Source organism: Leisingera sp. ANG59 (genome assembly GCF_013317235.1).
In the GTDB taxonomy this organism is placed as follows: domain Bacteria; phylum Pseudomonadota; class Alphaproteobacteria; order Rhodobacterales; family Rhodobacteraceae; genus Leisingera.
The window spans coordinates 1-23,457 of the sequence record NZ_WLCM01000015.1; the positions used below are offsets into that span (position 1 = coordinate 1).

Here is a 23,457-nt window from a genome sequence, read left to right on the forward strand (position 1 = left end):
GCATAGCCTGACAATTCAGACGGTAACCATTTGTAAACTTCGAGTAAACAAACAGTTCATAACCATTTTCATTAGCTTCTAACTTTACCAGCGCCTCGCGCGGGCTGCCTGCTGCCGCAATCAAAGGACGCAGGAAGTAGAGGTCGCGGATCTCGAACGGGTCTTCGGCTCCAATGGAAGCCAGTGCCTCGGCAGCCATTTCGATATAGCCGGTCCCGGGCACCAGGGCGGTGCCATCCTTGGTGCGGTGCTCGTCCAGCAGCCAGTCGGCGGTGCTGAAACGGGGGGTGAAGATGCGGTTGCCTGCGGCATCAAAGGCCTGCTGCTGCAGCAGCGGCTGCGGGCAGGGTTCCGGTTCGCTGGCGCCTGCGTTTCCATTGCGGCCCGCCATCGCGTCGGCGGCCATGCCGGTGTCGGCCCAGACGCCCCAGTCCACGGCAATGACCCGGGTCTGCCCGCCCGCGCGGTGCTTGGCCCAGGCGTTGAGGTATTCGTTGGCGGCGATGTAATCCACCTGGCCGGCGGGACGGGTCACGGTGGAGGAGGAGGAAAGCAGCACCAACAGTTCCAGGCTGCCGTCCGGGAACACGCTGTCCAGCGCCCGCAGCCCGCTGACCTTTGGCGCCAGCACCCGGGCGATCTGGTCCTCGTCCTTGGCCAGCAGCGGGCCGTCGTCGATGACGCCGGCCCCGTGGATCACCCCGGTGATGGGGCCAAAGGCTGCCTCGGCCTGGTCCCGCGCCTTGCGCAAGTCGCCGCTGTTGCAGACATCGGCGGCCAGCGGCAGCACCGCGCCCTTGCCATCCGCCTCCAGCGTCATCACCGCGCGGATGCGCTGGGCGGTGCGGTTGGCCGGGCTGTGGCTGGCGAGATACCGCTCCCAGGCGCCGCGCGGCGGCAGGCCCTCGCGGGAGATCAGCGAGATCCTGGCCCCGTAGTCCCGCATCAGATGGCCGGCAATGGCCAGGCCGATGCCGCCATAGCCGCCGGTGATCAGGTAGTGGCCGCCCTGTTTGAAGGGCGGTGTTTCCGGTGCGGGCAGGGGCTGCGGGCGCCAGCTGAGTTCGAACCGCTTGTCCCTGCGCCAGGCGGCGGAGGTATTGGCGGGATCCGCCATCAGCTCTTCCAGCAGGCGGTGGGTGATGTCAGTGTCCGCCGGTTTGCGGGCAAACAGGCCCTGCGGCGCCTGAGGCAGTTCGATATCCACGGCGGTGCAGGTCAGCCCCGGCAGCTCGCGCGGGATCACGCCCAAGGGGCCTGCGATCATCGCCTTCTCCGGATAGGGCAGGGCCTCATCCCGCACCTGTGCGGCGCCGGTGGTGAAGACGGTCAGATGCACCGGGCCGGGAAAGTCGGCGTTGCCCAGCTCCTGCGCCAGGGCGGTCAGGGCGTGGAAGCCCATCTCCAGATTGCGGTCAAGGAAGGAGGATCCGGGGCGGAAGCGTTCGCCCTCCGTCACCAGCCAGAAATGCGCGATCCGGTCCGGCAGCAGCCCAGCTTCGGTCAGGTCCGCCAGCAGCGCGCCATAGGCGGCACGCCCCTGTTCCGGCGGCAGAACGTAGGAGTTCGGCGTGAGCTGCGCATAGGTGTCTCCGGCACGCACCCTTGCGACGGAATGGCCCGCGGCCTCCAGCCGGTCTGCGGCGCGGGCGGCATGGCCGCATTCGTCCTCGAAAAACAGCCAGCTGTGCGGCTCCTGACCCAGTTCCTGGGCCACATCCAGAGTGCAATCGGCCAGACGCGGGCGCCAGGCGGGACGGTAGCCCCAATCGGTCATGTCGTCGTAGCGGGCAGGAGCGGGTTCTTCCTTGGCCGCGGCCGTTCCCGGTTCGATGAAATAGCGGCTGCGCTGGAAGGCGTAGCCGGGCAGGGGCAGGCGGTTGCGGCGCGCCTCGCCCCAGATCTGCTCCCAGTCTGCCTCCACCCCGCAGGCCCAAAGGCGGCCGATGACACCGAAGAAATAGCTGTCGTCCATCACCTCCTGATTCGGATGGCGCAGCGAGCTGAGCACCTGGCCCGGCTGCACCTCGGGCGACATCTGGGCCAAAGCGCTCAGCGCCTTGCCGGGGCCGACCTCCAGGAACACCCGGCCCGGCGTCTTGGCCAGGGTTTCGATGCAATCGGCATAGCGCACGGTGTTGCGCAGCTGGCCGGTCCAATACTCGGCGCTGGTGGCCTGCTCCGCCGTCAGCGGCGCGCCGGTGCGGTTGGAGATCACCGGCAGCTTGGGCGCTTTCAGCTTCAGGGAGCGGAGGAAATCGCCATACTCCTGCAAGATGCCGTCCAGCATCCGGGAGTGGGCGGCAATGTCGATCTGGATGCGCTGGTGCTCAACCTCGCGGGCAGTCAGCTCTGCGGCCAGACGGTCCAGCGCGTCCTGCGGACCGGAGACGGCGGTGAGGGCGGGGGCGTTGACGCTGGCGATATCCAGGTCATCGCCGATCAGGGCCTCGACCTCCTTGAGCGGCAGGGCGATGGAAAGCATCCCGCCCGCAGGGACGGTATCAAACAGCCGCCCGCGCAGCAGCACCAGGTCGATGCAGTCCTCGAAGGGCATCACGCCAGCCAGGCAAGCGGCGGTGTTTTCACCCATCGAATGGCCAACCAGCGCGGCGGGTTTCACGCCCCAGCTGATCCACAGCTGCGCCAGCGCGTATTCCACGATCATGATCAGCGGCAGCTGCACCGAGGGCTGCTGCAGGCGCGCATTGGCGGCGTCCTTTTCGCCGTCCCCGGGCAGCCAGATGGCGCGGATGTCGTAGTCGAGGCTTTGCTGCAGGTGGTCCAGCCCGCGGTCCATCCACTCGGCAAAGACCGGCTCGGTCTCATAAAGGTCGCGGGCCATGCCGGCATATTGCGCGCCGCCGCCGGGGAACATGAAAACCACCTCGGGATTGTTGCCGAGGCGGTCGTGGGTGAAGACCTTGCGCGGATCGTTTTCTTCTATCAGGTCAGCAGCTTCGGCAACGGTCTCCGCCACCAGCACCCGCCGCTTGGCAAAACCGCGGCGGCCTTCTTTGAGGGTGAAGGCCACGTCGGCCAGGTCCGCCCCGGGGTTGGCTTTCAGGTACTCTGCAAGGGCCAGGGTGTTGGCGTCCAGCGCCGCCTTGGACTGGCCGGAGATGCAGAGGATCTGGAACGGGAAGTCGCTTTCCTCAGACGGTGCCCGCTCCGGTGCTTCCTCCAGGATCACATGCGCATTGGTGCCGCCGACGCCGAGCGAGTTGATACCGGCACGGCGCCGCCCCTTGTGCGATGCCCATGGGGTGAGGGCGGCATTCACCTTGAACGGCGAGGTCTCGAAATCAATCGCCGGGTTCGGCGCCTCAAACCCCAGCGAGGGCGGGATTTCCTTGTGGTGCAGCGCCAGCGCGGTCTTGGTCAGGCTGGCAACCCCCGCGGCGGTGTCCAGATGGCCGATGTTGGTCTTGACCGAGCCGATGCGGCAATAACCGGTGTCCTGCGTGGTGGCCCGGTAGGCGTCGGTCAGCGCCGACACTTCGATCGGGTCGCCCAGGTAGGTGCCGGTGCCGTGGCATTCGACATAGCCGATGGTGTCCGCCGGGGTGCCTGCGGCCTCCAGCGCGGCTTGCACCGCCGCCGACTGGCCGCCCACCGAAGGAGCGAGATAGCCCGCCTTGTCCGCGCCGTCGTTGTTGATGGCCGAGCCCTTGATCACCGCCCAGACGTGGTCGCCATCGGCAACCGCATCGTCCAGCCGCCTAAGCGCCACCGCACCAGCGCCGGAGCCGAAGACTGTGCCCTGCGCCCTATGGTCGAAGGCGTGGCAGTGGCCGTCGGGCGACAGGATCTCGTTTTCCTTGTAGAGGTAGCCGCGCCCCTGCGGCAGCTCGATGGTGACGCCGCCCGCCAGCGCCATGTCGCACTCGCCCTCGCGCAGGGCTTTACAGGCGTAATGCACCGCCACCAGCGAGGTGGAGCAGGCGGTCTGCACGTTGACCGACGGCCCATGCAGGTCGAACACATGGCTGACGCGGGTCGACAGGAAGTCCTTGTCGTTGCCGGTGTGGCGCAGCAGGAACATGCCCACGTCATCGACCAGAGCGGGGTTCGAGCAGATGTTGAAATAGAAATAGCTGCCCATGCCGCAGCCCGCGTAAACGCCGATGGGGCCGTTGATGCTTTCCGGCGGGTGGCCCGCGTTCTCCATCGCGCCCCAGGCCACTTCCAGGAACTTGCGGTGCTGCGGGTCGAGGATGGCGGCTTCCTTGGGGCTGAAGCCGAAGAATTCCGCGTCGAATTCGTCAAACCCCTGCAGCCGGGCCGATGCGGGCACATAGTTCGGGTCCGCCAGCACGGATGCCCGCTCGCCGTTGGCCAGCAGGGTGTCCCGGTCCAGCACCTCAATCGATTCAATGCCGTCGCGCAGGTTCCGCCAGAACGCCTCGGCAGAGCCCGCGCCCGGCACTGTCACCGACAGCCCGACAATGGCAATGTCACCGGGCTTTGTCTTGTTTGCAGCGCCCCCGGCTGCGGGTTTCCCATCCTGCATCGTCACTACCTGACCCCACTGGCCCTTCGCAAACAGCCCGGCACGCCGCAGCCAATCCGCATTGCGGAAATGGCAGGGCCCGCCGGACGGGTTAATTTTCGGGTGCCGGGGTTCTCCCCGGCTGCTGGCCCGGCTTGGCGGCTTGGATCCCCATCTGTTCCGCGGGGCCGGGTGAACTCAAATTTACTTTCGTCAATCCATGCGGCTGTCCTGTGGACGCATTGTGTCAATTTCGGCCGGAAAAGCGGAAACATTGCGGCATCACAGGATGCTGCGCCGTTCAGGCCCGGCGGTGTCAGGCATCAGCGCCTGCGCCCCGCCGAATAGCGCGGGTTTCCGCTGGAACAAGCCCGGGTAGAGCAGCCTCTCGGCATAGCCCAGAACCGATCCAGCGCACATCCAGGTGATTGGAATGAGTGTGGCATTCAGCAGCATGTCCACCATGGTGGCGGCCAGCATCAGGGCAATCGGGGCAGCATAGGGCGACACGCTGCCCCGCGGGGCCCGGCGGGCCGCCAGGGCCAGCAGTACCAGCGGCGCCGCCAGCAGCCCCATCTCGGCGATATAGCCGAGCCAGCCGAAAGTGCCGAATACGATGATCCAGCGGCCATCCGGGATCGACAGGATCTGACCGGTTTCCTCGTGCCGGACCAGGTTGCGGCCCCAGCCGCCCCAGCCGAACCAGGGTTTCTCGGCGGCGCGCGCCAGGAGCTGCGCCTCGTTCTCGAAGCGGTAGTTCAGCGAATGCGCCCGCTCGGCGCTGATGGTGCCGGCCTGGGCCACCAGTTCCTCGGTTGGGACCAGCCCGGTGTTGCGCAGCATCGGATAGACCACGGCAACCGAAGCCAGCAGCAGGGCCGCACGCAGCTGCCAGCGCAGCGGCGCCAACGCAACAACCGGCACAAAGGCCAGCGCATAGGCGAGCGAGGCGAGGCTTTTGCACAAAACCAGCACCGCAAACAGGTAACCGGCGGCCAGCGCCAGGCGGATGCGGTCCCCGCCAGCTGCGGTGCGGGCCAGCGCGGCGGCCGCCAGCAGCGCTGACAGCATAAAGAACGCCAGCCACAAGGCATGCGGCAGGAACACGATGGGGCGGAAGCCGCCCTGGCGGATCATCTGGCTGAAATCATGCTGGAAAAAGCCGTAGATCCAGACATTGATCTGCGGGCTGAAGCGGATCTCGATCAGCGACGGGACGGTATAGGCCAGCGCGCCGATCATCAGCGCCAGCAGCAGTTCGCGCTGGGCCTCGGGGGTGGACAGGTAACGGCGCGCCAGCAGGAAGGGGATCAGCACGATCATCTGGTTGATGATCACCGAGCCCAGGTCGCGCCAGCGCAGCCCCGGCAGCTGATCGGTCAGAAAGATGATCGGGTCGGAATTGGCGATCTGGCGGAACAGGATCGGCTCGCCATTGGTCAGAACGGTGGGGATGACCCCGAATACGAACAGCAGGACCAGCATCCGCAGCGCCGGGTGCCGCGGCAGCAGCGGCACCGGTTTGCGCAGCAGGAAAACACACAGCACAAAGGCCATCACCGAGGGAATCGCGAACTTGTCCATGTCCGGCACCAGCGGCAGGTCGAACTCGGCCAGAGGCGGCAGCAGCAGGTAGCCCGCAATGAAGCACCACAGGATTGCCCGCTCCAGCGGCAGGCGCCGGAACAGGATCAGGCTGGCCAGCGGCCAGGCCAGCAGCATCAGATAGGCCAACGCGTTGGGCAAAGCCCCGTGCTCCCTCAGTTCCCCGGTATTTGCGTCAAAGTTTACCTGTTGCGCGCGGCGCTGTCGCGCGGATTTGCAACAACGGGTTAACAGTGTGCAGCGATGCCACGCTGGCCGCGGGGATCAGCTTCCTGCGCTGGCCTGACACGGGCGCGGGATGTATCAGGGAGCCGTCAAGGACCGGGGGATGGAGTGCATTTCGAATTCAACGGCCGCCGGGTGGCGGTGAACATGCCCCGCCGGGCGCTTCTGGAGGCGGAGATCCGCGCCCGGCTCAAGGCGCGCCAGGGCTTTGCGCTGGCCACGGTCAACCTCGATCACCTGGTCAAACTGGGGCAGTCGCCGGCATTCCTGGCCGCCTACCAGGCGCAGGATCTGGTGGTGGCGGACGGGCGCCCTATCGTCTGGCTGTCGCGTCTCGCCCGCCGCCCGGTAGAGCTGATGCCCGGTTCCGACATGGTGCTGCCGCTGTGCCGCTTGGCGGCTGAGGCCAAGGTGCCGGTGGTGCTGGCGGGCAGCACGGAAGAGGTGCTGCAGGATGCCAAAGATGCGCTGACAGAAGCCGTGCCAGGGCTGGAGGTCGCATGGGCCCATGCTCCTGCGGGCCGCTTTGACCCCGATGGTGAAGAGGCGGACCGGATCCTGCACCGGCTGGATGCCACAGGCCCCTGCCTGTGCTTCCTGGCGCTGGGCGCCCCCAAGCAGGAGCGGCTTGCCCAGCGCGGCCGCAAGCTGGCGCCGGCCGCGGGCTTTGCCTCGGTCGGCGCCGGGCTGGATTTTCTCGGTGGCCATCAGAAACGCGCTCCGGCCTGGGTCCGCGCCATTGCGATGGAATGGCTGTGGCGGGCGCTGTCCAGCCCCGCCCGGCTGCTGCCGCGCTATATGAAATGCCTGGCCATCCTGCCCGGGCTTGCTTTCGCAGCCTGGCGCATCCGGGGCCGCTGATGTCGGGCTACTTGTACTCCAGTATGCCGCGCGCAGAGCCGCGCCAGCGGTGCCAGTAAAACTCCAGCGCGCCCGCGGCCTCGGCGAACTTTCCGAGCACTGAAAACAGAGCACGTTCGAAGCCCATGCGGCGGGACAGGCGCAGCACCTGCGCCGGATAGATCAGCGCCGCCAGCAGCAGAACCGGGTTTATCAGCCCGGCCATGAGGATGACGGCAGGCAAAGCCGCGCCCCACAGCAGCGCGCGGCGGGTCTCCGCAACCCAGTGGCGCTCCGGCCTGGCGCCGTGCAATGCGGCGCCTTCGGCAAAGGCGTGGCCTGCGCGGCGGCTGCGGTTCCACCATTGGCTGAGTCGCAGCATCTGCGCATCATGCAGGGTCATCTCAGCCTCCAGCCGCCAGACCTGCCAGCCGGCGCGGCGCAGCCGCAGGCACAATTCCGGCTCCTCCCCGGCGATCAGCTCCTCGCGGTAGCCGCCCGCGGTATAGACCGCCGCGACCCGCATCAGGGCGTCGCCGCCGCAGGCTTTGGTCTCGCCCGCCGGGGTATCCCATTCCGCATCGCACAGCCGGTTGTAGACGGAGGCCTCAGGAAACCGCTCCCGCCGCCGCCCGCAGGCCACCGCTGCCTTGGGGCTGGCTTGCAGGAAGCCGGCGGCGGTGGCAATCCAGTCCCGGTCCACCTCGCAGTCGCCATCCACGAATTGCACAAACTCGATCCCGGTCTGCAGCGCTGCCAGCCCGGCGTTGCGGGCGCGGGCGGCGGTGAACGGCCGGCTGAGCTCCAGGTCCACCACCTGTGCTCCCAGATGCCGCGCCGCCGCCGCCGAGCCGTCCGTCGAGCCGCTGTCGACATAGACCAGCTGCTGCACCTGGCCTTGCAAGGATCGCAGGCAGCGGATCAGTCGCTCCCCTTCGTTGCGGCCAATGACCACGGCGGCGATGGCGGCGGCGCTCATGCGGCCTCTCCGGCAAGAAAGGCGCGGTACGCTGGCGAGCTGCGCAGGAAACCCTGGCGCTGCAGCTCCGCGATCCCGGCGTCCTCGGCCGCGTCCGCCGACCACAGGCTCAGCTCCGGCTGCGCCTGCATCGCATTGCTGCGCTGGCGGTCCTCGCCGTGCTGGGAGACTGTTTCGGCTTGGATCTGCAGATCCCGCGCCAGACAGTCGCCGGCAAATTTGTAGTGGCGGATAAGCCCTTCGAAATCCGCAACCCGCACCCCGGCTGAGGCATGCGGATGCACCGCCGCCTGCACGCCCGGCCCGTTGAACACCAGCGGGTGCTTGCTGAGGCAGCAGGTCTCGCCAAAGACCTTGCCCCGCACCCCGCCGAACAGCATCTGCGCGCCGCCGGGCGGCAGCGAGTTCTGGCGCAGGTAATAGGCAAAACCGGTGTCCTCAGACGTATAAGGGACCGCCCGCACTGCGCTGACATCTGAGAAACGGAAACGCTGCACAGACTCTGCGTATGAAAGCCCGGCTGCCCCAGCCAGCGGGCCCTTGGGAAACATCTCCAGCATCTCGGCTTGCAGTGCGGTGTATCCCTGCCGCGCCAGGTAGCGGGTCAGGCCTGCCAGCCCGGCGCTGCTGCTTCCTTCGAAATCGAACAGCTCATCCATGTCGGCAAACAGGCACCATCGGTCCCGGCCATAGCGGTCCGCTGCAAAGGTGCGAAAGGTGTTTTCAAACTCCAGCCAGGGCAGGGGGGACTGCAGCAGCGCGGTGTCCGGCTCCTGCCGGATCCGTTCGATTGTGCCGTCGGCAGAGCCGTTGTCGAAGAACACGAAAGCAGAGACGCCAAGCCGCCGGTAGTGCTCGAAAAACACATCCAGGTAATAGGCGCCGTCGCGCACCAGGGCGATCAGCACCACCTGACCGGGCGCCGCAAAGCGGCGGGCAGGCCCGTGCAGATGGCCAAGTGAGGCGCGGAACCTGGCGCGGTGCGCGATACGGCTGGCGCGGCTTGCCAGCTTCTGGGTGAATGTTCTGCCCACAGCGTCCCCGATCTGCGGTTGCCCGGAATACCGCTGGCAGCTTGCCGGCTTATTCCGTCCTCTGCAAGCCCCGCTCAGGCAGCACGGTCAATAGTCCCGCTTGATGAACAGGCCGACTCCGGTTTCCCCCTCGCTGTCCACGGTGCCCTGAACGGTCAGGCTTTTGGTGACGTCCAGGTTGATGCTCAGCTCGCTGTCGCCTTGGGTGTTGACGTTGAAATCGGTATAAACGTTTTCCGCCACATAGCCGCCCAGCCCCAGCTGCCCGGTGCCCAGGTTGTCGGTGCCGATATCCACATCATCCGCACCGGTGGCCTGGCGCAGCTTGCTCTGGGCGCCACCTCCGCGGCCGCTGAGGGTCAGCGCCGAGCCGGCCAGCCGCGCCAGCGCCAGCGGCGAGATATCCCCGATATTGTCGCCGAACAGCAAAAGCGCCAGCGCCTCTTCGCTGGGGCGCGGCGGGTCGGAGGTCACCTTGATCTCCGGCGCATCGACCCGGCCGGAGATTTCCAGCGTCGCCGTGCCCTGTTCCGTGGCAGCGGTGGATTTGAACTCCAGATAGGGTTTCAGGTCGCCCAACAGGGTGATGCGGCCTTCGTCCAGTTCCAGCCGCCGTCCGAGGATGTCAAAGGTCCCGCGGATCAGGCTGATCTGGCCGGAGGGCGAGGGCCGCGCGGTGGTGCCGCGCAGGTGGATCTGGCCGCCCAGTTCCGAGCGCAGGCCGCGCCCGCGGGCAAAGATCCGTGATGGCGCGCTGATCACGATGTCCAGGTCTGTTCTGCCGGGCGGGCCGCCTGCGCCGCCGCTGCCATTGCCGGTCAGCCCGGCACGGGCGAGCGTTTGGTGCACCTCGCGGGGGGCGCCAACGTGGCGGATCGGCGGGATCGGCGCAGATGAGACCGAACCGCCCGCCGTGTTCAGGTTGATGTTGGTCTCACCCACATTGATCTGACCGGCAATCCGGTTGCTGCCCGCCATGGCGCCGGACATCGCAAGGCTGCCATCCAGCAGGGTTTCAAAGGACAGGTGATCTGTAACCACCACGTCGCCAATCGCGATCTGCAGGTTGCCGTTGAACGGCGGCAGCAGCCCCACCGGGCCGCTGATCCGAACCGTGCCGCCGTCGCGCGGGCGGGCGGAGAGCTGCACTTGCGCGCTGGAACTGGCGATGGAAACCGTCGCGCTGATGTCATCCACACGCTGCGCCGCGGCCGGGATCGCCAGCGAGGCGCCGGGGACGGAGATGGTGCCGCTGACCCCGTCCAATGCCGGAACGCCGCGCATCGACATGTCGAAGTTCGCAGGCCCTTGCATCAGGTTGGGGGAAATGAACGGGTTGAGCCCCTCCAGCCGCAGCGTGCCCTTGGCGGTCACATCTGCGGTGCCCTTGGCTTCGTTCCAGCTGCCCTCGATGCGGCTGTCGATGCCGGCCGGGCCGCTGGCGGTGCTGTCCACCATCCAGGTGCCGTCGCGCCGGGTGGCGGTGCCGGCGGCCGCCAGCCGGCCGGGAAGATCAGGCACCAGCCGCTGCAGCTCTGCCATCACGGCTTCGAACTTCAGATCGGTGCTGCCGTTGCTTTCGGTGAAACGGGCTTCGGCCTCCACCGCAATTCCGGCAGGTCCGGAGGCCTGGATCGTGGCCTGCCACTCGCCATTGCGCCGTTCCGCCATGCCCTCGGCGCTGAGCCGGCCTGCGAGCTGCGGCACAAAGCGTTCCAGTTCGTTCCAGGCCGCGGCAAAGGTGAAATCGGCGTCGCCCTCAAGCGTCACCGAACCGTCCAGTTTGGCGCTGGAGCTATGCGGCCCCTTCAGTTCTGCCACGCCACTGAAGGTGTCGCCTGTCCGGCTGAAGGTGGTGGCCAGTTCCAGCGTGCCGGGCGCCTGCGGCACCAGCACTTCCAGCCGGTTCAGACGGGCGGTGATGTCCAGTTGCCCGGCCTGGTTGTTGAGCGTGCCCCGTGCCGTGGCCGCCAGCGCGCTGCCGGCCAGGTCGAAATGGTCTATGGCAATGCCGTTCTCATCCCGTGCGGCCTTCAAAGCCAGCGAGGTGGTGCCCGCCAGCAGCTCATCCACCTGGGCAATGCCCGCCGACAGATCCTGCGCCTGCAAGGAAAGATCAGTGTCGAACCCGCCGGTCAGCGGCGTGAAAGACCCCTTGACCGCGGCCTGCACGGCACCGCCCAGCGGTCGCCCTGCCAGATCGGAAAAGCGGCCCAGATCCGCGGCGCCCGCTGTCAGGTCGGCGGTGACCTTCAGCCCCTCTTCCAGCCCGTCAAAGGCCACGTCGCCCGTGGCTTGATAGTCGCTGCCGCGCAGCTCCATGTCTGTGACATGCAGCGCGCCGGGCCCGTCGGTGCTGAGCGTGCCCTCAAAGCGGATCTCGTTGCCGGTGGCCTTGGCCAGCGCCGGGTCGCGGGGCCGGAACCCGCTGAGGCCGGCCGTCAGGCGGCCCTCCAGCGCAAAGCCGCTGGTCTGGTCCACTGTGCCGCGGCCCGTGATTTCGGCGGTATCTACCAGCGCTCCAGGGTGGCTCAGCTGGTTCAGCACCCCGTCCAGCACCCAGCGGCCTTCTAGGGTTTTCTGCAGCTGCAGGTCGGCCTTGGCCAGCGTGGTCTGGCCGTCGCTGGTCGGCAGCGTGACCGCAGCCTGGCCGGCGGGCGGGGTGATCGCGGTCTTCAGGTTGGCGGTGGCCAGCTTGCCGCCCGCATCCAGCGCTGCGGCGCCAGTGATCCGCAGGGCGTTGGTGCGCAGGACCAGCGTATCGAGCGTCAGCGCGCCGCTGCCCTCGCGCAGGCCCTTGACGTTCAGGCGCAGGCCGGGGCCGAAGAACGGCCGGTGCACCGGTGGCAGCAGCACGTCAATGTTGCCGCCCAGGTCGGCAGAAAACCCGATGTCGCGCGGTGTCTCAGGCGCGGCATCTGCAGGCAGAGGCCGGGCTGCCAGCACCACCTGGCCGCCCAGTCGCTCAGTTCCATTGGTGCTGAAAGCGATATCGGCGGTGAAATCCGTGACCGGGCCGCTGCCCTTGGCCGTCAGCTGCAGATCGGGATTGCCCGGCAGGTCCAGGCCGCGTGAAATCAGCCCGCCCGCAGCCTCATTTGCCGACAGGTCCAGGGTGATCTGCTGGGTTTCATTGGCATAGGCAGCCTCCAGCCGGATGTGGTCGCCGGGCTTGTCCAGCCGTGCGGCCTCCAGCTTGGTGTCCAGCGCGCCGTCCGCCAGTTTCAGCGTGCCCTCGACCCGCAGGCTGGCGGCTGTTCCGGTCAATGCCTCGCCCAGCTCGATCCGGGCGGCCTTGATCTGACCCAGTTCGATGGCCACCGGCAGCTCCGGCAGGGCAAAGGGGGTGGTTTCCGCTTCCGGCAGCTCCGGGTCCGGCGGCAGCGGCTCAGGCGCGCGTTCGATCGCGATACGCTCTGCCGACAGCTCATTGACCGAGAACCGCCCGCGCAACAGGTCCAGCCGGTTCCAGTCCAGCACTGCGCCCTCGACCGTCAGCCAGATGCCTTCCTCGTCGGCCACGGTTATCTTCCTGATCTTGGCCTGCGAGGAGAACGCGCCCTCCAGGCCGCTCACGCTGATATAGCGGCTGTCGCCGGACAGCGTGTCCTCCAGGAAATCAACCAGCAGCCCGCCGGCGTCTTCCTCGGTGGTCTCCTGCGCCGCAACCGGTGCCAGGGTCAGGCCCAGTGCGAGCGTATAGCCAAGAACCTGTCTCAAAACGCCTGTCCTATTCCGATATAGAATTGCAGCCCGTCCTCGCTGCCGCCGTCCACCGGATAGGCAAGGTCGAGCCGAATCGGGCCGATGCCCGCCACATCATAGCGCAGGCCGAGGCCGGCACCGGCATGGCGCGCCGAGGAGCCGGAGACAAAACTGTCCGCATCGACAAAGCCGAGGTCGTAAAAACCGACCAGGGAAATCTTGTCGGTGACCTTGCCGCGCACTTCAGCGGACAGGGCGGCAAAACTGCGCCCGCCCGCGGTGCCGCCGTTCGCCGGCACGCCCAGCGACTGGTACTCATGCCCGCGCACGGTGCCCGCACCGCCGGAGAAGAACAGCAGGGTGGGGGAGATCTCGCTGAGAGACGGCCCCACCACGGAGCCCAGCTGCACGCGGCCTGCCAGCACGATCCAGTCATCCGCGCCCAGCCCGTAATAGGCGCGCCCGTCGCCTTTCATCTGCAGACCGGACTTGCTGCCGCCGTATCCGATGAACGGCGTGGCAGAGCCTTGCAGGAAGTAGCCGCTGGCCGGGTTCACCCGGCTGTCGCGGGCGTCATATTCGGCGCGGAAGCGGCCGGCTACGTATTTGAACCGGCGTTTGCCGAACACGTCCTCCGCCAGCGTGGAGGAGACCCCCAAAGCCGCCTCGGCAAAGAACGTCTCGGAGAACGTCCGCCTTGCCCCGATGGCGCCATAGACGCGGGTCGCGGAGTAATGCTCCTCGTCCAGCCGTTCGGCTTCCGCGAGGTAGAAAATGCTGTCATCCGGCCCCAGCTTTGCCGGCCGGTCCAGCCGCACCGCGATGCGCCCGTCGATGTCGTTGCTGCTGCCGATGCCGCTGACGCGGGCTTCGATCCGCAGCTTCTCGGCATTGCCGAACAGGTTGCGGTGCATCCAGCTGCCCGACAGCTCCAGCCCGTCGGAAGAGCTGACCTCGGCGCCGAAGGTCAGGCGGCGGGGCGGCAGGTCCTCAACCTGCGCCACGAAATCCAGGGTGCCGTCCGGGTTCGGCTGCTCTGCCTCGCGCAGCACAACGCTGGAAAACGTGCCGGTGCGCCGCAGCCTTGTGGCTGATTTCGAGATCAGGTCTGGGTGGAATTCTTCCCCCGCCGGGAAGCCTGCGATGCGGCGGATGGCGTCTTCTGTCACACTGGTCTCGCCGGTGATCCGCATCTGCCCGAAGCGCAGTTTCGGGCCCGGCGCCAGCCGCAGCGCTGCATCCAGCCGCGCCTGCAGGTGGTTTGCGGTGATGTTCTGGTCCGACACTTCCGCCTTGGCATGACCGCTGCGGCGCCACGCGCGCACGCCCGCAATGGCGGCATCCCGGATCACCCCGGTGCCGGCCGGCTTACCGGGGGCGAAGCCTTCGGGGATCTCCACATCGCTGTTCTGCGGAAAGGGTGCCAGCTCCGCCCTGCCAAAGGCGAACTGCGGGCCGGGTTTCACGATGATCTCGACCTTCTGGACGTTCCGCGGCGGGTTCAGCGGCTGGATCAGCGCCGCCTCGCGCCCGTCGAGGCGGATATTCACGACCGGCGAGAAGTGCCCGGCGTCATAAAGCACCTGCACCAGCGTGCGGTAATCCGACAGCGCGGCCGCCAGCAGCTCCTGCACGTTGGTCTCGCCGCTTGCCGCAACCGAAGCCGATGCGCCGCGCAGCCGGTCCGCCAGTTCGTCGCCGGCGCCAGGGGCTTGCAATGTGGCTTCTGCTGCATGGGCGGCAGGCGGCAGCAAGGCCGCAAGGCTGAGGGCAAGGCTGCGCGCCAAGCTGCGCGGGCGGATCGGAAAAATCATGTTTGCTCCCGGCAGCGGGCTTAAAAATCGGGCCCGGAACCGCGGCAGGTTTCAGGCGCTTCCGCAAACCTAGCACGGGAAAATTGCCGGATGGAACCGGCAAAGCGGCGGCAATCCGCCGGCGTTCGGCAACGGCGAAATGCCGCGCATGTTTCCGCCGTGCCGAGGTGGCGGGCAATGAGCATTGGAAAGCTGAATACGGTATGTGGTAGGCTTAATCAGCTCCAGCGGGTAATCCCGCCAGAGCTGTCACTGTTTAACAAAGAACAAGACTAACGTCAGGCACAGCCACCACTCACAAAGCAGCCAGCCTGACTGGAATGATACCACGCATGATTTTACTGTCCATATAATTGTCAGTTTGATAAAGTTGTGTGGTATCATTTCACCCTGCCCCCGCCGGGGGGGCAGTTTTCGAGGACCCGGGAGAGCGGTTTTGGACCGGTTGAGACCAATATTCGAACTTCGCGACATGCTTCACCAGATGGAGCGGGATCTTGGCCTGGACCGCCTGAGCCGGTCAGAGCGCGATGTGCTGCTGGCTGCAAATTCGCTGACACAAGCGCCGGGGGAACCGGTGCAATCCGAACAGATCCGCAATCACCGGCTGGTCAAGGGGCTCGCACAGGCCACGTTCCACCGCACGCTGAAGTCGCTGCTGGAGCTGGGGCTGATCAAACGGGCCGGCGGAAGCAAGGCCAAGCATTACGTCGTCTGCTTCGATCCTGCGGCAAAATGACGGTGCCCGGCTGGGTAATCAATTGATTGCAACGTTTGAATGTGATGTCTAAACGGGCATCATGATACGAGTGCTGCAGCGTCTGGCTGATATTCAGAGTTTTGCGGTCATCACCGCGGTTTATGTCGTCTGCCACGGGCTGACGGCTTGGGTGGTCACGCCTGTGCAGGGCCTGTTCCTGCCGGAGGTGACGGTCTTTGCCAGCCTTGTCTACCTGCCGCACGGGGTGCGGGTGCTGGCGGTCTGGCTGTTCGGCTGGCGGGCGGTTCTGCCGCTGGCTGCGGGCGCTTTCCTGTCAGAGATGATGTTCACAGACGCAGGCGTGCGGCAGCTGATGGAGCCGGTGCTGCTGGAATCCATCGCGGTAGGCGCGGTTTCGGCTTTTGCAGCCTTTGAAATAGCAGGTCTGTTCGGCTGGCAGCTGTATGTCGGCCAGTCACGGCGGATTGCTTGGACCAGTCTTCTGGCTGTTGGTGCACTGGCCTCCATGATCAATTCGTCAGGGCAGTCCGTTGTGTTCTCGGGCCTTATCTTTCCCGGTGACCAGCTGCCGGTGATGGCGGTCTATGCCGCCGGCGATCTGCTCGGCCTCGCGGTCTGCATGCTGATGCTGACGCTGATCTTCCGCTGGCTGCGCCTGGCGGCCGGGAAACGCTCCTCGCAGGAGTAGCAAAGCCCGCCGGGGGCGGGCTTGCAAGAACGGCGGCAGGGGGGACTTACCCCGCCATCATCCGCGCCACATCCAGCATCCGGGCGGAAAAGCCCCATTCATTGTCATACCAGCCGAACACCCGCACCTGCTGCTCTCCGGCCATGCGGGTTTCCGGCCCGGCAATCACCAGCGACTCGGTCCGCGCCCGCAGGTCGGAGGAAACCAGCGGCATGTCAGTCCAGCCCAGAACGTTCGAGGCAGCAACACCTTCGCGAAGGGCTGCGCTGAACTCTGCCTCTTTCATCGGGGTTTTCAGATGTGCGACCAGATCAATGGCGGAAACGCTGGCGGTCGGCACCCGCACCGCGGCGCCGCTGACGCGGCCCTTCAGATGCGGCAGCACCTCGTCGATCAGATGCATGGCAGAGGTGGTGGTCGGCACCATCGACTGCGCGCCGCCGCGCGAACGCGCAAAATCGCCCCGCGGCGCGTCCACCATCGGCTGCGAGTTCGTATAGCAGTGGATGGTGGTCATATGCGCGGTGTCGATCCCCGCGATCTGGTCCAGCAGCTTGACCAGCGGCGTCAGCGCATTGGTGGTGCAGGAGGCGTTGGAGACAATCCGGGTATCCCCCAATGCGTCCTCGTTGGCACCCAGCACCATGGTCCGCTCGGCGGCTGGGGAAGGGCCGGAGATCAGCACCTTGGCGGCCCCCGCCTTCAGTCCGCGCTCCGCCACATCGGACGTCCGCGCAATGCCGGTGCACTCCAGCACCAGATCGACGCCGGACAGGTCCACCTTGGTCAAATCGGGTTCATGGCTGACCGGGATGCTGCGGCCCATCACCCGCAGCGCATCACCCCCATGCTCGACCGGGTGGGCGAAGGGTCCGAAGGTGCTGTCGTACTGGAACAGATAGGCGCACATGTCCAAGGGCGCGATATCATTGATCCGCACCACCTCGATGCCGTCTCCGCGCGATGTGGTCAGAATCTGGCGCAGGATGGCGCGGCCGATGCGGCCGAATCCGTTGATAGCAAGTTTCATGCGCAATCTATGGCAGGCGCACCGGCGCCGCTCAATCCGCACTGCCTGGTAAAATGATCACATTTTCCAAGAGGATGTTTCAGATTAATGCGTCAAAACCGCGGATCCGCCAAAGCTGTTCCTATTTGCGGCAGATCACCTGGGCGTAATAGGTGCCGGTGATATTGCGCACCATCGTGTCCAGGTTGACGCTGCAGCCGGTGGCCGTGCGAATGGCGCGGACCGCCTGGCGCGCCGTCAGCACCGCGGGCGGGCGGAAGGCCAGGTGCTCCAGGTTCATCCGGGTGGCGCTGTAGCGGCCCGGCGCGTCCTCCACCGGCGCCACCACCCAGTCGCGGCCGAGCACGGTGACCTGCTTGCCTTCGACGCCCTTGGCCCCGGCTGCCGGGGCCAGCGCGGCGCACAGGGCCGCTGCCAATGCGGTTTGTTTCATCATCAAAATGCTCCTGCGGAAATCTCTGGTTCCAGCCTAGCGCAGGCCCGGAGCAAAGCAAGACGCAGCTTACAGGTGATCCACCGCTTCCGCCTGCCGCAGTTCCGCGGCGCACAGTTGCAACCCCCGCAGCAGCCGCTCCGCATCCGCCTCAGGCTGCGACCCCCGCGGCGCTGAGCAGCCCGCCACGATCGGCGTCCGGCCGGGGCGCGACACCGGCACCGCATAACCGGTGATTCCGGCCTCGAATTCGCTGTCCGTCACGCAATAGCCCTGCTCGCGCGCTTTCGCGACGCGCTCCAGGATGGCCTCCGGTTCCGCCAGTGACTGGCCGGTGTGGCGCGGGATCTCTGTTGCAGCCAGCACTTTCGCAGCCTCCGCTTCCGGCAGCCCGGCCAGCAGCATCCGCCCCAGGCTGGTGTGCGCCAGCGGAATGCGGGAGCCGGCGGTGAAGCCATAGGTGATATGGCCGTGCTCGACGGTCGATTGCGCCAGCAGCAGCACCCGGCCCTGGTCCAGCATCGCCAGCGTCACTTCGATTTCCAGCTGCCGGGCGTGGCGGTTCAGCACCGGCTGCACCCGGCGGCCGAACTGGTTGGCCTGCAGGAAACCGCCCGCCAGCGCCAGCACCCGCGGGGTCAGCGACAGCATCCGCCCGTCCTGGCGCAGATAGCCTGCCTGCACCAGCGTCAGCGCGCCTCGCCGGGCGGTGGCCCGGTCCTGGCCGCTGCGCCGGGCGATTTCGGCCAGGGTCATGCTGGGGGTCTCTGCATCAAACACCGCCAGAACCGCCAGCCCCTTGGCAAAGCTCGACGAAATATTCCTGTCCTGTTCTGCCGTTGCCATCGCGTAGCCGCTCCGTCCTGATCCTGAAAAAACCGCTGCCAGCAGCGGATTTGTGCGAATGCTGGCTACAATGTTCGCTTTGCGAACGCTGTCAAGTCGCAAAGGCACCGCAATATCCAGATTGCGCAACGGGTTGCGGCAAAAATCTCCGCCGGCTGGACGGCGGGGCATTTCCGGTGCAATTTCAAGTGGCTCCGCATTACGAGGCCGCCCATGGCACAAGATTTCACATCCGGCAGACTGGCCCGCATGGGGCTGCTGACCTCCGAGGACTGCCGCAAGGCGGCGGAAATCACCTCCCGCGCCCAGTTCGACGGGATCGAGACGGTGCGGGTGCTGTTCCCCGATCAGCATGGGCTGCTTCGCGGCAAGACGGTGATGGCGGAAGCCTTTGCCTCCGTCTTTGACCGCGGCCTGAACGTGCCCGCACCCCTGCTGCTCAAGGACACCTCGCACCGCACCGCCTTCCCGGTGTGGGAGGAGGGCGCGGATCTGGCTGGCCCGATGCAGGGGGCTGGCGACGTGCTGCTGGTGCCGCGCCCTAACACCTGGCGCGCGCTGCCCTGGTCCGGTCATTCCGCCTGGATCTTCTGCACCCCGGTCTATCAGGACGGGCGGCCCATCCCCTTTGCCCCCTGCGCCGTGCTGCAGCGCCAGGTGGAGATGCTGGCGGCGCAGGGCATGGCCGCCACCTTCGGGCTGGAGGTGGAGTTCCACCTGTTCGAACTGGCGGATAAATCCGACGCCCATTCCCAGGCCACCCGCCCCGGCGCCCCGGTGCAGACCCGCAACCTGACCCAGGGCTACCAGTACCTCACCGAAACCCGCTATGGCGAGGTTGAGGGCATCCTCGACCTGCTGCGCCGCAACGCCCAGAAACTGGGCCTGCCCGTGCGCTCGGTGGAAATCGAAATGGGCCCCAGCCAGGTCGAGTTCACCTTTGCCCCCGACAGCGCCATGGCCCAGGCCGACGCGATGGTGATGTTCCGCACCATGGTCAAGGAGGTCTGCGCCCGCAACGGGTTGCACGCCAGCTTCATGGCCAAGCCGCGGCTGGACAACGCCATGGCCAACGGCTGGCACGTCCACCAGTCGCTGCAGGACCTGGCGACGGGCCGCAACCTGTTCGTGCCGGAAACCGCCGGGATGCTGACCCCGCCTGCCAGCGCCTGGATGGCCGGCTTGCTGAAATACGCGGCTGAGACCTCCTTGCTGATCGCCCCCACGGTGAACAGCTACAAGCGCTACCTGCCGTTCCAGCTGGCGCCCAGCCGCATCGGCTGGGGCGAGGACAACCGCGGCGCCATGCTGCGCGCGCTGATGCAGCCGCATGACCCCGCCAGCCGGATCGAGAACCGCGCCCCGGACAGTTCCGCCAACCCCTATTACGCGCTGGCCGCCCAGATCATCGGGGGCGCCGCCGGCATCAGGGACGGGCTGGAGGCGCCGAAACCCACCCTGTCGCCCTACAGCGAAGACGGCGCGCGCCTGCCGCGCTCGCTTGGCCAGGCGCTGGAGGGTTTTGCAGGCTCCGCCCTCTGCCGCGATGCGCTGGGCGCAGACACTGTGGACTACCTGCTGAAGCTCAAGACCTTCGAATGGGAACGCTACCTCGACACCGTCAGCGAATGGGAGCAGGCGGAGTATTTCAACCTGTTCTGAGCCCCGGAAGGGGGGGCAAAATCTCCGCCTCCGGATGAATTGCCGTCTTGATCGCCCGCCCCGCCCGTTGATACCGTATACCCGCGTATGCGAGGGGCCGCCCCTTGCCATCCGCGGCGCCATTTCCGGCGGCCCGACACATTGAAAACCCACGCCTCTTCGAAGGAAAACACCCCCATGAAATACACCGAGGAACACGAGTGGCTGCTGCCCGAGGGCGACCTCATTACCGTCGGCATCACCGCCCACGCCGCCGAGCAGCTGGGCGAGGTGGTCTATGTCGAGCTGCCCGAGCCGGGCACCGAGGTCTCCAAGGATGACGAGATCGTGGTGATTGAATCGGTCAAGGCCGCCTCCGACATTCTCGCCCCGCTGGACGGCGAGATCGTCGAGGTGAACGAGGCGCTGGCCGACGATCCCGGCAAGGTGAACGAGGACGCCGAGGGCGACGCCTGGTTCTTCAAGATCAAACCGTCGGACCTGTCGCCGATGGACGATTACATGGATGAGGCCGGCTACAAGGACTTCATCGGCTGATCCAGTTGCCCGTGTTGTGAAACCGGCTTTTTCCCGGAGGAAAAAGCCGGTGCCTCCGGCGGGAGTATTTGGAACCAGAAAGAAGCCGGGGAATGATGCCGGGCTGATCTGCCACCCCGTGTCAGTAGCCGCGCTCGCGGTCCACTTCGTGCAGCAGCGCCTCCCCGGCCTCCAGACGCCGGTAATTCTCCACCACATCCTTCAGCGCGTCGCCCAGGTGCCAGCCGGACACATGCGGGGTGATGGTCACCTGCGGGTGCGCCCACAGCGGGTTGTCCGCGGGCAAGGGCTCCTGGCGCACCACATCCAGCACCGCATGGCCGGGCGTGCCTTTGTCCAGCGCCGCCAGCAGCGCGGGTTCATCCACCAGATCGCCGCGGCCGGCATTGATCAGCGTGGCGCCCGGCTTCATCGCCGCCAGCGTTTCCGCATTCATCAGCCCGCGGGTGGCGGGGGTGGAGGGCAGGATCGAACAGACGTAATCGCATTCGCCAAGCATCTGATGAAGCGCCGCCTCACCGTTGCGGCACTCGACGCCTTCGATTTCCTTGGGCGAGCGGCTCCAGCCCAGCACCCGGAACCGGAGGTCGCGCATCAGCCGTGCTGTCATGCCGCCGATATGGCCCAGCCCCAGCACGCCGACGGTGGTTTCCGCCGGTCGCCCCGGCGCCAGCGGCTCCCAGGCGCTGCGGGCCTGCGAGGCCGCGTGCGCCAGCATGTTGCGCTGGCCGCGCAGCACATAGGCCAGGCAGTACTCCGCGATCTCATGCGCAGGCTCCAGCGGTCTCAGCCGGGCCACCCGCACATGCGGTGCCAGGCTGGGGTGCGCCACGATGGTATCCACCCCGGCGCCCAGTTTCTGCACCAGTTGCAGGTTCGGCAGCTGTTCAGGCAGATCGCCCTTCAGCGCGGAAACCGCCAGCACGGCAATGTCTTCCAGGTTGCCGGGGGCTGAGACGGGCCGGATATCCGCACCGGGCGCCATTGCCCGCAGCTGTTCCGCCATCTGTTCCTCTGTGTACCAGCCGTCGTGGCCGATGCTGATCAGCATTGCCATGCGCGTTCCTCCCCGTGCCGCGTCCCTTTGCCGGGACTAAGCCACGGTTTGCGCGCAAACGAAAGCCAGTAATCGCGGCCTCAGTCCAGCCGCCGCACCAGGATCTGGTTGCCTTCGCCGCGCTTGGTCTCGAACAGTTTCAGTGATGCGATCAGGTCGCTCAGCTTGCGCTTGCCATAGCTGCGGGTGTCGAAATCAGGGGCGGCCGCCGTGATGTACTGGCCGATCTGGCCCAGGGTGAACCACTCGTCGTCCTGGTCGATTGCATCCATCGCCCTGACCACTAGTTTGGTGGGGTCCGCCAGCTCCGCCGGCGCGTTGCTGCTGTCGTCTTCCTTCTTGGGCTTCGGCTTGGGTTTGCCCGGCTCTTCCAGCAGGTTCTCCACATAGATGAACCGCTTGCAGGCCTGCACAAAGGCGGCCGGTGTCTTGCGCATGCCCATGCCGAACACATCCACACCCTGTTCGCGGATGCGGCTGGCCAGCCGGGTGAAATCGCTGTCCGAGGAGATCAGCACGAAACCGTCGAACCGGCCCGAGTGCAGAATGTCCATTGCGTCGATCACCAGCGCGATGTCCGAGGCGTTCTTGCCGGTGGTATTGGCAAACTGCTGATGCGGCACGATCGCCAGCGCCGCCAGCTTCTCCTTGTTCCAGCCCTGCGGACTGCCGCCGGCAAAATCGCCATAGATGCGGCGGATGCTGGCCTCGCCGAAGGAGGCGATCTCCTCGAACATCGCCTCCGCGTATTTGGCGGAGATATTGTCGGCGTCGATCAGGACGGCCAGAAGCGGCGGTTTGGTTGCTGTCGTCATACGGGTGCTCTGCCTTTAGGTATTGGTTGCCGCAGCGGTGCGGAGTGCTGCCGCAGGGGACTGCCGGTTTGCCGGTGTTTGGATAAGTATGAACGTGTGTTGTGGCGATTCAATGGCGGCTTGGATCCTCCGCCAGGCAGACGGCCGCTGCACAGGGGGTGCACAGGGGGTGTACAGATGTCACCCCCCAATCCCGGAGTCAGAGGAAGGGGTCGTCCGGATAGCCCACCCGCGCCAGATACAGGCCATGGCCGGGGCAGACCGGCCCGCAGGCTGCACGGTCGCGGGCCTCCAGAGCGGCCTTCACATCGGCAGGTTCCCAGGCCCCGGCGCCGACCCGTTCGAGCGTGCCGACAAAACTGCGGACTTGATTGTGCAGGAAGCTGCGGGCGCGGACATGGAAATGGATTTCCGGCCCGGAAAAGCCCTGCACCCGTTCCACCGTCAGCTCATCCAGTGTCTTGACCGGGCTGGCCGCCTGGCAGATCGAGGAGCGGAAGGTGGTGAAATCATGGTTTCCGGTCAAATGGTTGGCGGCTTCCTGCATGGCGTCCGCATCCAGATCATGGCTCAGCTGCCAGACCCGGCCCGCGTCATGGGTGGCAGGCGCGCGGCGGATCAGGATGCGGAACAGATACTGCCGCTCCACCGCCGAAAAGCGGGCGTGCCAGTCATCTTCCACCCGCGCGCAATCCACGATGGCGACCGGATCCGGCTTCAGGTGGTAATTCAGCGCCTCCGACAGGCGGAACGGGTCCCACTCCTTGGCCAGGTCGCAATGCGCCACCTGTCCCAGCGCATGCACACCGGTATCCGTGCGCCCGGCGGCAGCAATGGTGTGCTCCCCCGGCTCCAGCCGCGCCAGCGCAGCCTCGATCGCGCCCTGCACCGACGGCAGGTCCTTCTGCCTTTGCCAGCCGGCAAAAGGCTTCCCGTTGTATTCGACTTTCAAAGCAAAACGCGGCATGGCCGGG

17 protein-coding genes are annotated in these 23,457 nt (G+C 66.5%); 5 read left to right on the forward strand and 12 right to left on the reverse strand.

What is annotated here, in order from left to right:
* The coding region (locus GKC28_RS14280; protein WP_174147580.1) for a type I polyketide synthase at positions 1 to 4,513 on the reverse strand (4,513 nt) is incomplete at its 3' end.
* 261 nt (positions 4,514 to 4,774) lie between these two features.
* Positions 4,775 to 6,238 carry a hypothetical protein gene (locus tag GKC28_RS14285; protein WP_174147581.1) on the reverse strand — a complete coding sequence of 488 codons (1,464 nt, stop codon included), beginning with the start codon at positions 6,236 to 6,238 and terminating at the stop codon, positions 4,775 to 4,777.
* Positions 6,239 to 6,430: 192 nt separating this feature from the next.
* On the opposite strand from GKC28_RS14285, the gene GKC28_RS14290 reads away from it, so the two are divergent.
* Positions 6,431 to 7,183, forward strand: coding sequence for a WecB/TagA/CpsF family glycosyltransferase (locus GKC28_RS14290; RefSeq protein WP_174147582.1), 753 nt, complete (start codon positions 6,431 to 6,433; stop codon positions 7,181 to 7,183).
* 7 nt (positions 7,184 to 7,190) lie between these two features.
* Here GKC28_RS14290 and GKC28_RS14295 read toward each other — a convergent pair whose 3' ends face one another.
* From GKC28_RS14295 to GKC28_RS14310, 4 genes are all read right to left on the reverse strand, one after another.
* Complete coding sequence (locus GKC28_RS14295; protein ID WP_174147583.1) at positions 7,191 to 8,141, reverse strand: glycosyltransferase family 2 protein; 951 nt, start codon at positions 8,139 to 8,141, stop codon at positions 7,191 to 7,193.
* A complete protein-coding gene (locus GKC28_RS14300) occupies positions 8,138 to 9,175 on the reverse strand; it encodes a glycosyltransferase family 2 protein (protein ID WP_368041125.1) in 1,038 nt (345 codons plus the stop codon). The genes GKC28_RS14295 and GKC28_RS14300 overlap by 4 nt, the downstream gene beginning before the upstream one ends.
* Positions 9,176 to 9,262: 87 nt before the next feature.
* Complete coding sequence (locus tag GKC28_RS14305; RefSeq protein ID WP_254604244.1) at positions 9,263 to 12,895, reverse strand: translocation/assembly module TamB domain-containing protein; 3,633 nt, start codon at positions 12,893 to 12,895, stop codon at positions 9,263 to 9,265.
* Complete coding sequence (locus GKC28_RS14310; RefSeq protein ID WP_174147584.1) at positions 12,892 to 14,694, reverse strand: autotransporter assembly complex family protein; 1,803 nt, start codon at positions 14,692 to 14,694, stop codon at positions 12,892 to 12,894. Before GKC28_RS14310 ends, GKC28_RS14305 begins: the two co-directional genes overlap by 4 nt.
* 436 nt (positions 14,695 to 15,130) lie before the next feature.
* Here GKC28_RS14310 and GKC28_RS14315 point away from each other — a divergent pair, with 436 nt between their 5' ends.
* Positions 15,131 to 15,433 (forward strand): hypothetical protein, encoded by a 303-nt coding sequence (locus GKC28_RS14315; RefSeq protein ID WP_174147585.1) that lies wholly within the window; start codon positions 15,131 to 15,133, stop codon positions 15,431 to 15,433.
* Between the two features lie 61 nt (positions 15,434 to 15,494).
* The gene (locus GKC28_RS14320) at positions 15,495 to 16,103 is read left to right on the forward strand and encodes a hypothetical protein (protein ID WP_174147586.1); all 609 of its coding nucleotides are present in this window, start codon (positions 15,495 to 15,497) and stop codon (positions 16,101 to 16,103) included.
* A 46-nt stretch (positions 16,104 to 16,149) separates the two neighbouring features.
* Here the strand turns inward: GKC28_RS14320 and GKC28_RS14325 are convergent, their stop codons facing one another.
* The 3 genes from GKC28_RS14325 to GKC28_RS14335 all read right to left on the reverse strand — a co-directional run bounded on the left by GKC28_RS14325 (position 16,150) and on the right by GKC28_RS14335 (position 18,412).
* Entirely contained in the window at positions 16,150 to 17,133 is a 984-nt protein-coding gene (locus GKC28_RS14325; RefSeq protein WP_174147587.1) for a type I glyceraldehyde-3-phosphate dehydrogenase, read from the reverse strand.
* A gap of 121 nt (positions 17,134 to 17,254) precedes the next feature.
* Positions 17,255 to 17,569 carry a hypothetical protein gene (locus GKC28_RS14330; RefSeq protein ID WP_065267648.1) on the reverse strand — a complete coding sequence of 105 codons (315 nt, stop codon included), beginning with the start codon at positions 17,567 to 17,569 and terminating at the stop codon, positions 17,255 to 17,257.
* 66 nt (positions 17,570 to 17,635) lie between these two features.
* The gene (locus GKC28_RS14335; RefSeq protein ID WP_174147588.1) at positions 17,636 to 18,412 is read right to left on the reverse strand and encodes an IclR family transcriptional regulator C-terminal domain-containing protein; all 777 of its coding nucleotides are present in this window, start codon (positions 18,410 to 18,412) and stop codon (positions 17,636 to 17,638) included.
* 213 nt (positions 18,413 to 18,625) lie between these two features.
* Between GKC28_RS14335 and GKC28_RS14340 the strand changes: the two genes are divergently transcribed.
* Both GKC28_RS14340 and gcvH read left to right on the forward strand, forming a co-directional pair.
* Positions 18,626 to 20,074 carry a glutamine synthetase family protein gene (locus GKC28_RS14340; protein WP_174147589.1) on the forward strand — a complete coding sequence of 483 codons (1,449 nt, stop codon included), beginning with the start codon at positions 18,626 to 18,628 and terminating at the stop codon, positions 20,072 to 20,074.
* Positions 20,075 to 20,251: 177 nt separating this feature from the next.
* Positions 20,252 to 20,611 (forward strand): glycine cleavage system protein GcvH, encoded by a 360-nt coding sequence (gcvH, locus tag GKC28_RS14345; protein ID WP_039183528.1) that lies wholly within the window; start codon positions 20,252 to 20,254, stop codon positions 20,609 to 20,611.
* A 121-nt stretch (positions 20,612 to 20,732) separates the two neighbouring features.
* Here gcvH and GKC28_RS14350 read toward each other — a convergent pair whose 3' ends face one another.
* From GKC28_RS14350 to truA, 3 genes are all read right to left on the reverse strand, one after another.
* Positions 20,733 to 21,668, reverse strand: a complete 936-nt coding sequence (locus tag GKC28_RS14350) for a glyoxylate/hydroxypyruvate reductase A (protein ID WP_174147590.1) — start codon at positions 21,666 to 21,668, stop codon at positions 20,733 to 20,735.
* Between the two features lie 80 nt (positions 21,669 to 21,748).
* Entirely contained in the window at positions 21,749 to 22,483 is a 735-nt protein-coding gene (locus tag GKC28_RS14355; RefSeq protein WP_174147591.1) for an NYN domain-containing protein, read from the reverse strand.
* A gap of 199 nt (positions 22,484 to 22,682) precedes the next feature.
* Positions 22,683 to 23,450 carry a tRNA pseudouridine(38-40) synthase TruA gene (truA, locus tag GKC28_RS14360; RefSeq protein WP_174147592.1) on the reverse strand — a complete coding sequence of 256 codons (768 nt, stop codon included), beginning with the start codon at positions 23,448 to 23,450 and terminating at the stop codon, positions 22,683 to 22,685.
* Positions 23,451 to 23,457: the final 7 nt, after the last annotated feature.

What these genes read in the sequence shown, in the direction of transcription:
- gcvH (WP_039183528.1), top strand. Translation starts at nt 20,252, where the DNA reads ATGAAATACACCGAGGAACACGAGTGGCTGCTGCCCGAGGGCGACCTC.
- GKC28_RS14310 (WP_174147584.1), bottom strand. Translation starts at nt 14,694, where the DNA reads ATGATTTTTCCGATCCGCCCGCGCAGCTTGGCGCGCAGCCTTGCCCTC.
- GKC28_RS14340 (WP_174147589.1), top strand. Translation starts at nt 18,626, where the DNA reads ATGGCACAAGATTTCACATCCGGCAGACTGGCCCGCATGGGGCTGCTG.
- GKC28_RS14325 (WP_174147587.1), bottom strand. Translation starts at nt 17,133, where the DNA reads ATGAAACTTGCTATCAACGGATTCGGCCGCATCGGCCGCGCCATCCTG.
- truA (WP_174147592.1), bottom strand. Translation starts at nt 23,450, where the DNA reads ATGCCGCGTTTTGCTTTGAAAGTCGAATACAACGGGAAGCCTTTTGCC.
- GKC28_RS14320 (WP_174147586.1), top strand. Translation starts at nt 15,495, where the DNA reads ATGATACGAGTGCTGCAGCGTCTGGCTGATATTCAGAGTTTTGCGGTC.
- GKC28_RS14350 (WP_174147590.1), bottom strand. Translation starts at nt 21,668, where the DNA reads ATGGCAATGCTGATCAGCATCGGCCACGACGGCTGGTACACAGAGGAA.
- GKC28_RS14295 (WP_174147583.1), bottom strand. Translation starts at nt 8,141, where the DNA reads ATGAGCGCCGCCGCCATCGCCGCCGTGGTCATTGGCCGCAACGAAGGG.
- GKC28_RS14355 (WP_174147591.1), bottom strand. Translation starts at nt 22,483, where the DNA reads ATGACGACAGCAACCAAACCGCCGCTTCTGGCCGTCCTGATCGACGCC.
- GKC28_RS14335 (WP_174147588.1), bottom strand. Translation starts at nt 18,412, where the DNA reads ATGGCAACGGCAGAACAGGACAGGAATATTTCGTCGAGCTTTGCCAAG.
- GKC28_RS14330 (WP_065267648.1), bottom strand. Translation starts at nt 17,569, where the DNA reads ATGATGAAACAAACCGCATTGGCAGCGGCCCTGTGCGCCGCGCTGGCC.